15 protein-coding genes are annotated in these 13319 nt (G+C 68.4%); 4 read left to right on the top strand and 11 right to left on the bottom strand.

Features of this window, described 5'->3' with window-relative positions:
* Window positions 1–10: 10 nt before the first annotated feature.
* From HUA76_RS20050 to HUA76_RS20000, 11 genes are all read right to left on the bottom strand, one after another.
* Window positions 11–499, bottom strand: a complete 489-nt coding sequence (locus HUA76_RS20050; RefSeq protein ID WP_141647478.1) for a flagellar assembly protein FliH — start codon at window positions 497–499, stop codon at window positions 11–13.
* 46 nt (window positions 500–545) lie between these two features.
* Entirely contained in the window at window positions 546–1859 is a 1314-nt protein-coding gene (sctN, locus tag HUA76_RS20045; RefSeq protein ID WP_174461808.1) for a type III secretion system ATPase SctN, read from the bottom strand.
* Window positions 1860–1875: 16 nt separating this feature from the next.
* Entirely contained in the window at window positions 1876–2550 is a 675-nt protein-coding gene (locus tag HUA76_RS20040) for a FliH/SctL family protein (RefSeq protein WP_141647476.1), read from the bottom strand.
* Between the two features lie 24 nt (window positions 2551–2574).
* Window positions 2575–4650 (bottom strand): hypothetical protein, encoded by a 2076-nt coding sequence (locus HUA76_RS20035; protein WP_174461807.1) that lies wholly within the window; start codon window positions 4648–4650, stop codon window positions 2575–2577.
* A 74-nt stretch (window positions 4651–4724) separates the two neighbouring features.
* Window positions 4725–5537 (bottom strand): type III secretion protein, encoded by an 813-nt coding sequence (locus HUA76_RS20030; protein ID WP_174457193.1) that lies wholly within the window; start codon window positions 5535–5537, stop codon window positions 4725–4727.
* Window positions 5538–5641: 104 nt separating this feature from the next.
* The gene (locus tag HUA76_RS20025; protein WP_246137878.1) at window positions 5642–6202 is read right to left on the bottom strand and encodes an ATP-dependent helicase HrpB; all 561 of its coding nucleotides are present in this window, start codon (window positions 6200–6202) and stop codon (window positions 5642–5644) included.
* Window positions 6084–6920, bottom strand: a complete 837-nt coding sequence (locus HUA76_RS20020) for a sigma-70 family RNA polymerase sigma factor (RefSeq protein WP_141649239.1) — start codon at window positions 6918–6920, stop codon at window positions 6084–6086. Before HUA76_RS20020 ends, HUA76_RS20025 begins: the two co-directional genes overlap by 119 nt.
* 7 nt (window positions 6921–6927) lie before the next feature.
* A complete protein-coding gene (locus HUA76_RS20015) occupies window positions 6928–7323 on the bottom strand; it encodes a hypothetical protein (protein ID WP_141649238.1) in 396 nt (131 codons plus the stop codon).
* Window positions 7324–7345: 22 nt separating this feature from the next.
* Window positions 7346–7780 (bottom strand): tetratricopeptide repeat protein, encoded by a 435-nt coding sequence (locus HUA76_RS20010; protein WP_141649237.1) that lies wholly within the window; start codon window positions 7778–7780, stop codon window positions 7346–7348.
* 90 nt (window positions 7781–7870) lie between these two features.
* The gene (locus tag HUA76_RS20005) at window positions 7871–8437 is read right to left on the bottom strand and encodes a hypothetical protein (RefSeq protein ID WP_141649236.1); all 567 of its coding nucleotides are present in this window, start codon (window positions 8435–8437) and stop codon (window positions 7871–7873) included.
* Between the two features lie 132 nt (window positions 8438–8569).
* Window positions 8570–8800, bottom strand: coding sequence for a hypothetical protein (locus HUA76_RS20000; RefSeq protein WP_371745608.1), 231 nt, complete (start codon window positions 8798–8800; stop codon window positions 8570–8572).
* Window positions 8801–9127: 327 nt separating this feature from the next.
* Between HUA76_RS20000 and HUA76_RS19995 the strand changes: the two genes are divergently transcribed.
* The 4 genes from HUA76_RS19995 to HUA76_RS19980 all read left to right on the top strand — a co-directional run bounded on the left by HUA76_RS19995 (window position 9128) and on the right by HUA76_RS19980 (window position 13317).
* Window positions 9128–9754 carry a hypothetical protein gene (locus tag HUA76_RS19995; protein ID WP_174457195.1) on the top strand — a complete coding sequence of 209 codons (627 nt, stop codon included), beginning with the start codon at window positions 9128–9130 and terminating at the stop codon, window positions 9752–9754.
* A 206-nt stretch (window positions 9755–9960) separates the two neighbouring features.
* Window positions 9961–10461, top strand: coding sequence for a GbsR/MarR family transcriptional regulator (locus tag HUA76_RS19990; protein ID WP_141648439.1), 501 nt, complete (start codon window positions 9961–9963; stop codon window positions 10459–10461).
* Window positions 10458–11207 carry an ABC transporter ATP-binding protein gene (locus HUA76_RS19985; protein WP_141648440.1) on the top strand — a complete coding sequence of 250 codons (750 nt, stop codon included), beginning with the start codon at window positions 10458–10460 and terminating at the stop codon, window positions 11205–11207. The genes HUA76_RS19990 and HUA76_RS19985 overlap by 4 nt, the downstream gene beginning before the upstream one ends.
* 1 nt (window position 11208) lies before the next feature.
* Window positions 11209–13317 (top strand): ABC transporter permease, encoded by a 2109-nt coding sequence (locus tag HUA76_RS19980; RefSeq protein WP_174461806.1) that lies wholly within the window; start codon window positions 11209–11211, stop codon window positions 13315–13317.
* Window positions 13318–13319: the final 2 nt, after the last annotated feature.

The raw sequence follows: 13319 nt of genomic DNA, 5'->3' as shown, positions 1-13319 counted from the left end.
TGGCGGCAGGTTACTTGCGCTGCCGAGCCAGGAACAAGGCGTTGCCAATCTCCTCCTGGCTCAACTCCTCGCGCTGCTGGCGCTCGTGCTTCACCTGCTTCTGCCAGGTCTCCTTGTGCTTCTCGATGGCCTTGAGCTCCTTGGCCGCCTCGGCCATCTCCCGCCGCCGCTGCTCGACGAGTCGCTCGGCCACCTTCACCGCTTCCCGCTGACGCTCCACTTCCAGCGCCACCTGCGCCTCTTCGTCCTTCAGGCGCTCCTCGAAGCGGCCCATCATGTTCATGCCGTTGATGCCGGCGCCCTTGGCCATGACCTCCTTGAGGTAGGCGGCCACCTTCTCCTTGCGCTCGCGCTTGCGGCGCTCCAGCTCGTCAATCAGCCGCTGGAGCTCCACCTTTTCCCGCTCGAGGGCCTTGATGGCGTCGGAGAAGGCCTGTTCGGCTTCCTCCTTGGCCCGGGTCCGCATGTCCAGCAGGGTTTGCAACCGGTACGGGGGCATGGTGACCCCATCCTACCCCGGATTTACCGGGGTGCACCCCTGTCCCTCACTCCTCGAAGAGGGCGATCAACTGCTCCACCGTCTCCTCGAAGCCAGAGTTGGAGTGGGTGTCCTGCTTGAGGAAGTCGATGATGGCGTCGTACTTGTCGATGGCGTAGTCCGTGCGGGGGTCCGTCCCGTACTGGTAGGCGCCCAGCAGGATGAGGTCGCGCTGCTTCTCGTACGTGGCCAGCGTCTCGCGCAGCTTGCCCGCCGCCTTCTTGTGCTCCTTGGAGACGATGCCGCTCATCACACGGCTGAGGCTCGCCAGCACGTCCATTGCGGGCCACTGGTTCCGCTCGCCCAGCGCGCGGTTGAGGATGAAGTGGCCGTCGAGAATACCGCGGACCTCGTCCGCGATGGGCTCCTCCATGTCACCGCCGGCCACGAGGCAGGTGTAGATGGCGGTGCACTTGCCCTTCTCCGAGTTGCCCGTGCGCTCCAGGATGCGCGGCAGCATGGAGAACACGCTCGGCGGATAGCCCTGGCGGGCCGGGGGCTCACCCACGGCGAGGCCAATCTCACGCTGGGCACGCGCCAGACGCGTCACCGTGTCGAGCATGAAGAGCACATTGCCGCCGCGCTCCCGGAAGTACTCGGCGATGGCGGTGGCGACGTAGGCGGCGCGCAGACGCACGAGGCTGGGCTGGTCAGAAGTGGCGCACACCAGAACGGAGCGCTTCATGCCCTCCTCGCCCATGGCGTCCTCGATGAACTCGCGGACTTCGCGACCACGCTCGCCGATGAGGGCGACGACGCAGAGGTCGGCCTGGGTATTGCGCGCTATCTGTCCCATCAGCGTGGACTTGCCGACGCCGGAGCCGGCGAAGAGGCCCACGCGCTGACCCTCGCCCACGGTGAGCAGCCCGTCGATGCAGCGCACGCCCAGGGGCAGGGGCCGTTCGATTCGCTGACGGGTGAACGGGTCCGGGCAGTTGCGGTCCACGGACCAGTCGATAAGGCCCTCTTCCGGCAGTGCGCTGCCGTCCATGGGCTCGCCGATGCCGTTGAGCACGCGCCCCAGGAGCGCCTCGCCGCACTTGATGCTCAGGGGCTTTCCGGTGGGGATGACCTCGCTGTCCGGGCCGATGCCGTACAGCTCGCCCAGGGGCATGAGCATCACCTCGTCGCCCTGGAAACCCACCACCTCCGCCTTCACGGGGCCGCGACCGCGGCTCTTGATGAGCACCAGCTCGCCCACGCGGACGTTGGGGACGCTCGCCTTGATGATGAGGCCCGTCAGCTCGGTGACGCGGCCCCGGACGCGCACCGTCTGGGCGTCCTGGATGAGGTCGAAATAGCGCGAAAGGTCGATGGCCATGGACGTTCCGTCCCGGCTAGGCCGGGCCTTCCTTCGGGCCGTTCTGGTCAGGCAGCAGCACGTTCTGGAGCATCTCCAGCTGCGTGGGCAGCTGCGCATCCACCGTGCCGAACTCCGTCTGGACGATGCAACCCACCGGAGCGACCTCCGGGTCCTCCTTGATGGCCAGATCCACCGCGCGGCCGATGAGCTCCATCAAAATGGGCTTCTTGGCGCGCAGCACGGCGGCGGTCTTCGGGTGCACTCGCAGGGTCATGGCGCGGGCGCTGCGCAGGTTGTCGATGGCGGACGCGCACAGCTCCAGCATCAGGTCCGGGTCCTTCTCCAGGCTCCGGCCGATGATCTTCTCACCCACGCGCAGTCCCAGGGCGATGATGTCCCTCTCGTACGTGCCCAGCAGCTCCCCGGCCTGCATCTTCGCGCGGAGGATGATTTCCGTGGCCTGGGCCAGCCCTTCCTGGCGCCCCTGCTCCCGCGTCTTCACGAGCAGCTCCTCGCGCTCGCGCTGGGCCTCCGCGAGGATTCGCTCCTTCTCGCGGTGGGCCTCCTCGATGATGCCCTGGGCTCCCTGGCGGGCCTCGAAGACCTCGGCGTTCATCACCCCCGCGCGCGGAGGCCGCAACACCGGCCGCTCCGACACGAGAGACGGCTCCGCCGTCCCGTCACCCTTGATCACCTTGCCGATCGCCATGCGCCGCTCCTTGCGGGCCGGATGCTAGCGCGTTCCGCCGCGCGGTCCACGCCCACCGGAGCCAGGAGGCACCGGGCCGTCCGTGTCGGACGCCCCACGGGGTCGGCGCTGCACCGACGTGCCCTCCCGAACCCCTGGGGGCGCGCCCGGAGCGGGAGCCGCTCGCCCGGCCAGCACCCGAGGGGGCCTCTCCTGCGGGCTCGCACCCTCCCGGGCCGGGTCCGGGCGCACCGCCTTGACGCTGACCGAGGAGCGCGAGCGGAACACCCGAGAGCCCTCCGGGTCCTCGCGGGGCGGGGGGGCAGCGTCGGGACGGGGCTGCACGCGAGAGGCGCGAGACAGCTCTTCGGGCGGGCGCTGCACGCGGGAACCCTCCGCCGCGGGGCCCACGCGCGAGCGCTCCCGAGCCGGAGGCGCCTCTGGCTCACCCGCGGGAGGCGCGGGCCGGGGCCGAGGTCCCCCCAGGCCCAGACGCGAGGGAGGAGGACCGATGCGGGCCCCCTCCGGGTCCGGTCGCCCGGGGCGGGATTCGGGGCCACCTGGCTCGCGACGAGCGACGGGCGCGCCAGGAGGCTCTCGGCGAGCACCCGCCGAGGTGCCTTCGCGACGCGGAGCACCCGGGGCCGGCGCAGCGGACGTGGGCTCACGGCGAGGAGGGATGCGATGAACCGCGGAGCCGTCCGAGGCACCATCCTTGGGACGCGCGACGCGCGACGGCTCGCGGCTGGACATGGCGCCCGCGCTCCTCGCGGCCCGTTCGGCCATGAAGTCACGCCGCGCCGCGGGCTCGGCCCCTGGAGGCCGGCGCGTGGCGGTGGCTGCCTTCGCCGGCTCGCGGGCCACGCCTGTCCCCTCTCGAGGCGCGGCGGCTGGTGCCTTCGCGGGCTCACGGGTCACGCCTGTCCCCTCTCGAGGAGCGGCGGCGGCCTTCGCCGGCTCGCGGGCCACGCCCGTCCCCTCTCGAGGCGCGGCGGCGGCTGCCTTCGCCGGCTCACGGGCCACGCCTGTTCCTTCTCGAGGCGCGGCGCCGGGCTCACGGGTCCCTCCAGCGGGAGCTTCACGCGCGACGGAGGAAGCCGCGGCGGCCGCGGCCTTGCGTGCGCCAGGGGGCGGAGGAAGCACGGCGGACTGACGCGGCGGCGGAGGCGTCGCCAGACGCACGGGCCGCTCGATGAGGCCCCGGGTGGCGAGCCGCTCCAGGTCCATGACGATGTCGGTGCGGCCACCGTCTCCGCGGGCGGTGGGACGGATGCGCTCCTCGCGCACCCACTTCGCCACCAGGCTGCCGAACTCACCCCGGTACTTCTCCAGCATGCGCGCGGCGAACTCAGGGGACTGGGCCACGCACGCGCGCGCCAGCCGCTGGACTCCCGCGCTGCGGATGGAGCCCGCCGGGTTCTTCAGTCCGTCATGCAGCTCCAGCTGCGCGCGCGCGTCCTCCTCGGGAAGCTTGCGCGGCGCATTGGCCGCCACGGACTTGCCGGCCAGGAGCTTCAGGTCCGGAGGCAGGGCCTCCAGCAGCATCTCCCGCTCCGCGTCGGGAAGACCCGCCAGGGCCGGGCCGAGCACGCGCGCGCCCAGCCTGTCGCTCACCGTGAGCAGCTCTCGCTGCTGGAGCATGAGCACGTCGGAGAACTTGAAGCCCGCGGACTGCGAGGCGCTCGACTCCCGAGCCAGCGCCTCCTCCAGCTTCCACCGGACGATGTCCAATACTTGAGGCCGGACCTCGCGGGTCAGCTTCACGCGAGACGGCGGCAGGTGGACCCGCACCGCTTCCGCCATCGCGGAGGGCAGCGCGCGCAGCACCATCTCCATCAGCGCACCGCGCTCGCGCTGCAGCAGCGCGGCCAGGCGCTCCGGCTCCGCGCTCCACAACTGGCCGCGCCGGTCCTTCACCAGCCGCTTTATCTCCTGCACCAGCGCGGGGATGCGCTTGTCGCGGGGGATCTGCAGGATTTCCTGCGCGCGGTGGCGCAGCAGCTCACCTTCCTCCGTCGGGAGGTGCTCCATCGCCCCCAAGCTCTCCTGGCCGCCGAAGGTGACGGCGGTCAGGAGCAACATGCTCTGGCGCTTGTTGAGCGAGGTGAAGAACGAGTCCAAACGTCACCTCGCGGGCTTCCACGGACGCCCGCTGGGAGAAAGAAGGCGCCCCACCGGGAGGGGCGCGGAAGGCGTCAGGCCTCGGGCGGACGGACGCGGGGACGGGTGCCACGCGCCGCGGGCGCGCCGCCGGGGGAGCGCATGAACGACCACCCCGTCACGCCCATCATCACCACGATGAGCAGGAAGGCGCCCCCCAGCATGACCTTGAACTGGCTGGCGCTGGAGGCCGTCATCCGCAGGCCCAGCACGTCCTGCTGCCGGTTCTCGTCCGTCTTCTCCGCCTTGGGGCCCTGAGCCGCGGTCATCAGCACCGTCACCGCCTCCGGCCGCATCTCCGGCACGGCCGTGGCCACGAAGGCCTTCACGGCGGCCACTTCGATGGGCGCCTTGCCGCCCTCGACGATGCGGTACTTGATGAACACCGACGCGGACGGCAGCGGCTTGTTCTCCGGCTGCGTCAGGTCGTTGTTCTCCGGCACGCTGACGATGGCGCGTGCTTCCAACACGCCGTCAATCTGATTGAGCGCGTTGGAGACCTCGCCCGCCATGGCCTTGAGGAGCATGGCGCGCTCCTCCGTGGCGGTGGGCACCATGCTTCCCTTGGCGAAGTGCGACAGCCCCTTCTCCACGGGTCTGGGCAGCGAGTTGAGCTTGAGCAACTCCGCTGCCTCCGCGGCGTCCGTCTTGGGCACGGTGATCATGAACCGCACCTCGTTGCCGCCTTCCTCCTTCTCCTTCTTCGCGTTGATGCCGTTCTTGCTGAGCAGGACGTAGATTTCGTTGGCGTCCGCTTCACTCAGCTCATGTTGCAGCTCGATGTGACATCCCGTCACGAGCACGAGGGCGAGGAGCGGGGCGGCGAACGCTTGCGGTCGGCGAATCATGGGCACATTGAGCTTACTAGGGCCTCGGAAAACGCGGAAGGGCGCCCCCTCCAACTCGGAGAGGCCGCCCTTCATCCAAGCGCCACCGAGGACGGTGGACTGAATCAGACCTGCGTCTTGACGACGTCCTTGAGGCCGGTGGTGGCCTTCTCGACCACCTTGCTCGTCAGGTCCAACTGCTGGGTGTACTGGTACATGGACGCCTGGAGCGACAGCAGCTCGGCGTTGGAGAACTGCTTGCCGCTGGAGGCCTGGGAGATGATCTTCTCCAGGTTGCCCTGGCCCTTCTCCAGGTCGCCAATCACCTGCGACATCATGTCGGAGGCCTTGCCCGTCTTGCCCGTCTCCGTCTTGGCGGCGACAGGCTCCGCGGCCTTCGCGGAGACCGGCTGGGTGGCGGTGGCGCTGACCTTGTTCAGGGCCGCCTTCTCCGTCTTGTTGACGGTCTCCACCTGGCGGACGGCGTCCGTCTTCTGGGTCGCCTGCGCCGCCTGGGCCTTGTTCACGCCCTGGGCCGCGTCCACCTGGCCGGCGCCCTGCGCCTTGTCAGCGAGAACTCCGTCGAACTTCGACGCTCCCGCCTTGTTCGTCTGCTGGACGCCCTGATCCTGCAGCTTTTGCTGCGCCACCTGCGCCGCGGAGATGCCCGCCATCGGACCCGCCATGTGACAGCCTCCTTGCATCCGTCGAGGTAGGGGGAAGTTCCTCCTCCTCGTTCAAGAGTTCCTTGAGGCGGTCGATGGCGCGCGCATGAAGCCGCGACGCCCAGCTCTTCGACTGCCCGATTTCCGACCCCGCCTCTTCCAGCGTCCTGCCCTGGAAGTAGTACCCCTGAAGAAGCTTGCGCTCCTTCTCCGGGAGCTTCTCTATCGCCGCCCGCACCCGCGTCTTCAGCTGCTCCTGCTCCAGCCGGACATCCACCGGCAGCGACTCGTCGGTGTACCCGCCGTTGTCGGCCCCCTCCAGACTGGAGGCGAACACCATCGCCAGACCCTGCACCGCATCCGAGATGTCACTGACATCATCGTCGAATGAGCTGCCCCGGTTGCTTGAGCCCGACTCCCGGTCCGACAAATTGCCGAGATACGCCGCCGCCCGCTCGCCCACATACGCGTTGCGGGCGTCAGAACCCCTCAACACCCCCATCTTCCTCAAGCCGTCGAAGATGGCGCCCTTGATGCGGTAGTGGGCAAAGGTGAGGAAGTTGGCTCCCACCTTCGGGTCGAATCGTTCAGCGGCCTCCAGCAGTCCAATCTGTCCGTACGCCACCAGCTCATCCAGCTCCAGCTGGGCGTTGAACTGCTTGCGCACGGTCGCCGCGAGCGACCGAACGTAGGGGCCGTACTTGGTGAGAATGGCCTTCCTGTCTTCGCCCAGTGGCAAGCGCTGCTCACTCGGCCTTGGACCACAGCCGCTCGAGTACCTGGTTCAGCCTCGGGTCATCCTGCAGTGCGTCCGCGATCTTCGTGGTGAGGGAGGAGGACTTCATGCGCAGCTTCTCCTTCAGGACTTCGGCGACCAACGCCCGGGTCGCCTCTTCCTTGCTCTTGAAGCCCCCGTTCTTCAATCCGCGGGCGATGGCCATCGCCTGCGCGGCGACCGGATCCGCGGCCTGGGGGCCCTGGACGTTGCTGGAGCCTACCAGACCCGAAACGCCGACGAGAGACTCCGCCTTGTCCACCCGGGCGCCAAAGGCCGTGCCACCCGTGGGCGCCGCGGACGACGCCCCCTTCGCGCCGCCGGCGCGCCCCTTCCCACCACCGCGTCCAACGCCACCGACAGCCATGGGCGAAGCTCCCCTTCTGCCTCTACTTCTTCGCGGGAGGCAGGACTCCCGCTTCCTTCGCCTGGAGGAGCGCCTGCGCAAGACGGGCCCCGTCACCTTCGGGCTCCAGGTCGATGGCGGCCTTCAGCTCCTTGAGCGCCTCCGGCACCTTGCCGAGGAACAGGAGCGCCTCTCCCACATGCGCGCGCGGCAGGGACGCCTGCGGCGCCAGTCGCTGCGCGGAGCGGTAGGCCTGCAACGCCTTGTCGTGACGGCCCTGCGCGAACTCCACCGCGCCCAGCCCCAGCTGCGGAACCTCGCTCCTGGGCATCAGCGCCGCGGCGCCGGAGAAGATCTCCTTCGCCTTGTCGAACTGCCCCATGTCCAGCCACAGATAGCCGGCCTCCAGCAACACCATGGCCTGCTGGCGCCCCAAGGGGACCAGGCTGTTCGAGATCTCCGAGACGCTCTCCGCCATGGACTTCGCTCTTCCTTTCCTGGCCCGGGTTGGAGGGAAGCGGCGCCGCTCCCCTCCCCTCCGGGCTCGCGCCCGCCACGCCCCGAGGGCTTAGCGGACGTTGCTGATGGAGTTCTTGATGCAATCGTGCCGCGACTTCATCACGTTGGAAATAGCCGTGAAGGTCTGCGACTCCTGCTGGATGGCCGCCTGCAGGTTCAGCAGCTTGGAGTTCTCCGCCGCCATCTGGTTCAGCGAGAAGTTGCCGCCGACAGTGTCCGACGTGCTGGTGCCCAGCGCGCCCGTGCCCGGACCCGCGACACCACCACCGACGCCACCCGCCACGCCGCTGATGCCGGCCGCGACGCCGCCACCCATCGACGGGGCCACCGTGCCGCCGCCCATGCCGACCGCGGTGCTCATCACGCCCGCGTAGGGCGCGCTGCCAGAGCCCGCGTTGTTGGACAGGGTGTGAACCGAGGAGACCGCCGCGGACACAATCTGACCGCCCGGAATCATGCCGGCCACCGCGCCGACGCCCGTGCCCACCGCGCCCGCCGCGCTGTTCAGGCCGTTCTGAAGCCGAGCGCCGAAGCCCGTGTTCGGGGTCTGGCGCGCCGTCGTGACGTTGGTCGAGAGCCGGACGCCGGGACCCATCATGTTGTCGATCTTCGCCATTTCATCCTCCAGGCGCTGCGAGAAGTAGACAGAGCTCCCGGATGATCCAGTGCTCTTTCCCTGATTATCGGCCCAGCCCTCCGCCAGTTGCCTGTCCGTGGCGAAAAACCGCGACTCAACGGGAAAACCCCGTCATTTCCGACCCTTGGAACCCTTCGCCTCGGCGATCAGCCGCTCGCGGGTATCCACCAACAATTCCAGCAGCTGCTCGGCGTGGGTCAGCGCGGCCTGGGCCTTCTTGCCCGCGTCCACCTTGGGCCCCTTGAGGGCGGCCAGGCCGTCCTTCAGCGGGTCGAACAGCGCCCGGACGTCCTCCGCGGGGGTCGCCTCGAGCAGCGACTCGATTGCGGGGTACGAGGGCACGGGGAGCTCCTGGGACGGGGAGGGAGCGGAGGGCTTGGCTGACGGGGGCATCGCGGAGGGGGTCTCCTGTCGGGCCAGCGGCCAGGGGGCCGATGGACGCTTGCCGGCGTGACGCTAGGGGAAAAGCCCGTCCGCCCACAAGCCGCCTGAGGCCTGCCCTCGGGTCCACCCTGCCCATGGCCCACCGGCAGGGGAGGGGCCGGGCACGCGCCGACCTTGCCCCCCCAGCCCTGTCCCCTTCCACGGTCGCACCTAGCTTTTGGAACAGCGGAGGGACCGATTGCATCACGCACACCCCTCCGTCGCACTCACACAGGAGACTCTCCCATGAAGAAGCTGGTTGGGGTTTTCGCGGCGATGGCGCTGATGGGGTCCGGCGCGGCGATGGCGAACGATGACAAGACCAAGCCGCAGCAGGACCCTGCGGCCCAGGGTGGCTCGGGCACCTCAGGTACCGGGAGCACGCAGCAGGACAGCTCCATGCAGCAGGACAGCTCCATGGGGGGCTCTGGCTCCACCATGGGCTCCAGCGCCATGGGCCAGAAGGAGCTGAGCGGCAAGGTGGTGAAGGCCGAGAGCAGCAAGGTCTTCGTCCAGGACGCGCAGGGCGCGGTGGTGACGCTCGACATCGACAAGAGCACGACGTTCACCGACCCGACGCTCAAGAAGGCCAAGGACCTCAAGGAGGGTCAGGAGATCCGGGCCAGCTTCGAGGTGAAGGAAACGAAGAACATGGCCAAGAGCATCTCGCTGTCGGGCACTGGCGGCGCGGGCACGGACGTCATGACGCCTGACCCGACCATCAACCAGCCCGCCCCGGACACGGGCACCCAGGACCCGGGCGCCCCAATGGAGGAGCCGGGCACCGGCGGCTCCGGCATGGGGACCGACAAGAACAAGGACATGGGGACCGGCACCTCCGGGGACAAGAGCACCAGCCCCGACACGTACTGAGCCGACGGACCGGTACCCGTGACGCACGTCTTCCCCCGAGACGGGGATGAGCAGGGCCCGCGGCCTCCACAGGTCGCGGGCCCTGCTTGCGTTCACTTCATTCAGTATTGACTGAATGGTCTGAACGAACTAGATGCCGGGCGCCACCCTGGCCCTTCGCGGACGTCTGTCGCGCGCGGCCTCCTCGGGTGAGACGGAGGCCGGGAATGAAGGAGCTGGGCGCCGCGGAGCAGCGCTTCATCGAATCGATGGGGCTGTACTTCGAACGGCAGGGCAGCACGCGCATCGGCGGGCGCATCCACGCGCTCCTGATGCTGACGGACCAACCGCTGTCGCTCCAGCAGATTGCCCGCGTGCTCAAGGTGAGCGCGGCCTCCGTGTCCACCAACATCCGCGCCAGCATGGCGATTGGACTGGTGGAGCCCGCCAGCGTGCCCGGAGACCGGCAGCACTACTACGTCGTGAACAACGACGGCTGGGAGAGCCGGCTTCGCACCGCGGAGGACAGCGTGAAGGCGTTTGTCCGCGTGTGCCAGGAGGCCCTCCGCGCGCCGCAGCTCGCGCACAAGCAGCACCTGCTCGAGGCGGCGGACTTCTGTGAATTCTACCTGGCCGAAATGGCCGGCATCGCCGAGCGGTGGCGCGCCTCGCGCGGCGCCCGCCCCTCGCCCCGCACCCCCAAGGCATCGAAAGGACGCACCGCATGAACGCCGCAGTCGCGCAATCTCCCATCGTCTCCATCACCAACGTGACCAAGGACTACACCCTCGGCAAGGTGGTCGTCCCGGCGCTGCGAGGCGTGGATCTCCAGGTGCATCCCGGGGAGTTCATCTCCATCGCCGGCCCGTCCGGCAGCGGCAAGACGACGCTGCTCAACCTCATCGGCTGCGTGGACACCGCCACGTCGGGTGTCGTCAGCGTCGCCGGCCAGGACACCAAGCAGCTCACGGAGCGGCAGCTCACGCACCTGCGCCTGCACACCATCGGCTTCATCTTCCAGAGCTTCAACCTGGTGTCGGTGCTCAGCGTCTTCCAGAACGTGGAGTTCCCGCTCCTGCTCCAGCGCAAGCTGGACAAGAACCAGCGCAAGGAGCGGGTGAATCAGCTGCTGGAGCAGGTGGGCCTGGCCCATCACGCCAAGCACCGCCCCAACGAGCTGTCCGGCGGCCAGCGTCAGCGCGTGGCCGTGGCGCGCGCGCTCGTCACCCGGCCCCAACTGGTGCTGGCGGACGAGCCCACCGCCAACCTGGACTCGGTGACGGGCCAGCACATCATCGACCTGATGAAGGAGCTGAACCAGAAGGAAGGCACCACCTTCATCTTCTCCACCCACGACGCCAAGGTGATGAACCACGCGAACGCCGTGGTGCGTCTGGCGGACGGCAAGATCCTGGACCGGCTGACCCCCTCCGAGGCGAAGCGGGCCCTCGCCGTGGGCGCGGAGGGTCACTGACATGGGCCAGCTCCGGTTGCTGATGCAGGTGGCCTTCCGCAACCTGTTCACCAGCAAGATCAACATCCTCATCGGCGGCATCATCTTCTTCGGCACGTTGCTGGTGGTGGTGGGCGGCGCGCTGCTCGACAGCATGGACAGCGCGATGAGCCGCAGCATCATCGGCAGCGTCGCGGGCCACCTCCAGGTCTATTCGGACGACTCCAAGGACGAGCTGAGCCTGTACGGCGGCATGAGCGGAGAGCCGGACCTGGCGGTGCTGGACGACTTCAGCCGCATCAAGCCCGTCCTGGAGAAGCACCCCAACGTGAAGACGGTGGTGCCCATGGGCACCAGCGGCGCGCTCATCACCTCCGGCAACACGGTGGACCTGACGCTCGCGCGCCTGAGAGACCTCTACAAGAAGCGCGCGGAGGAAGGCGAATCCCCTGCCCTTCGCGCGAACATCGACAGCGTCAAGTCACACGTGCGGCAGATGGTGTCGCTCATGGAGGAGCAGCGCAACAAGAGCCGCGAGCTGCTCAGCTCCGCCGCCGTGGACCCGGTGGAGGTGGAGGCCCTGGCGCGCGCTCGCACCGATGCGTTCTGGGACACCTTCGAGCAGGACCCGTTCGCCTCGTTGGAGTTCCTGGAGAACCGGATCGCCCCGCAGCTTCCGGACGGCGACCTCCTGGACATGCGCTACGTGGGCACGGACCTGGACTCCTTCCAGCGCACCTTCGACCGCATGGAGATTGTCGACGGTCAGCCGGTGCCCCAGGGCAAGCGCGGCATGCTGCTGTCCAAGTTCTATTACGAGAACTTCCTCAAGCTGAAGACGGCGCTCCGGATGGACAACATCAAGCAGGAGCGGGACCTCAACCAGAAGCGCATCGACACCGACCCGCAGCTGCAGCGCTGGGTGAAGGAGAACCAGACGCAGCCACGGGAGATCCTCTTCCAGCTGGACCCCATCAAGACGGGGCAGGCGGTGGAGCGGCTGCAGAAGGTGCTCGGCAGCAAGGAGGCCTCCCTGGAGAAGCTCCTGTCGGAGTTCCTCACCACCACCGACGACAACTTCGACACGCGCTACCAGCAGTTCTACGCGGAGCTCGCGCCGCTGTTGGAGCTGTACCGCATGCGCATGGGTGACAACCTCACCATCACCGCCTTCACGCGCACCGGCTACGTGCAGAGCATCAACGTGAAGATCTACGGCACCTATCAGTTCAAGGGGCTGGAGAAGTCCGCCATGGCCGGCGTCATCAACCTGATGGACCTGATGTCCTTCCGGGAGCTGTACGGCTACCTCAGTCCGGACCGCAAGGCGGAGATCGCCGAGCTGCAGAAGAACAGCGGCCTGAAGGCGGTGGACCGCGCCAACGCCGAGGAGGCGCTCTTCGGCGAGGAGAGCGGCAACACGCTGGTGGCGGAGGCCACGCCGGGACTCATCGAGGACTCGAAGGCGTTCGAGGGTGCCCTGGGCTCGCTGCGCCGGGACGACCTGGCCTCGCGCGTCTACTCCCAGCAGGAAATCGAGCAGGGCGTGGCGCTCAGCGCGGCCATCATCCTCAAGGACCCCGAGCAGCTCCAGCAAACGATGGAGGAATTGAAGCAGGCCTCCACGGCGGCGGGACTGAAGCTCCGCGTGGTGTCGTGGCAGCAGGCCGCGGGCCTCATCGGCCAGTTCGTGTTGATGGCGAAGCTGGTGCTCTACTTCGCCGTCTTCATCATCTTCATCGTCGCGCTGGTCATCATCAACAACGCGATGATGATGGCCACCCTCCAGCGCGTGCGCGAAGTCGGGACGATGCGGGCCATCGGCGCGCAGCGATCCTTCGTGCTGAGCATGGTGCTGGTGGAGACGGTGCTGCTCGGCTTCGTGTTCGGCGTGGGTGGCGCGCTGCTCGGCAGCGGCATCATGAGCGCGCTGGGCAGCGCCGGCATCCCCGCCGGCAACGAGGCGCTGTACTTCTTCTTCTCCGGTCCCCGCCTCTACCCCACGTTGAGCGCCGGCAACCTCATCGCGGCCTTCGTGATTGTCCTCCTGGTGTCCGCCATTTCCACCCTCTATCCCGCGTTCCTCGCGACGCGGGTGTCGCCTCTCCAGGCGATGCAGACGGACGAGTAAGG

Origin of the sequence: Myxococcus sp. CA056 (genome assembly GCF_013336715.1) — a bacterium.
Lineage (GTDB): Bacteria > Myxococcota > Myxococcia > Myxococcales > Myxococcaceae > Myxococcus > Myxococcus llanfairpwllgwyngyllgogerychwyrndrobwllllantysiliogogogochensis.
This window is presented reverse-complemented; position numbering and strand designations above follow the sequence as displayed.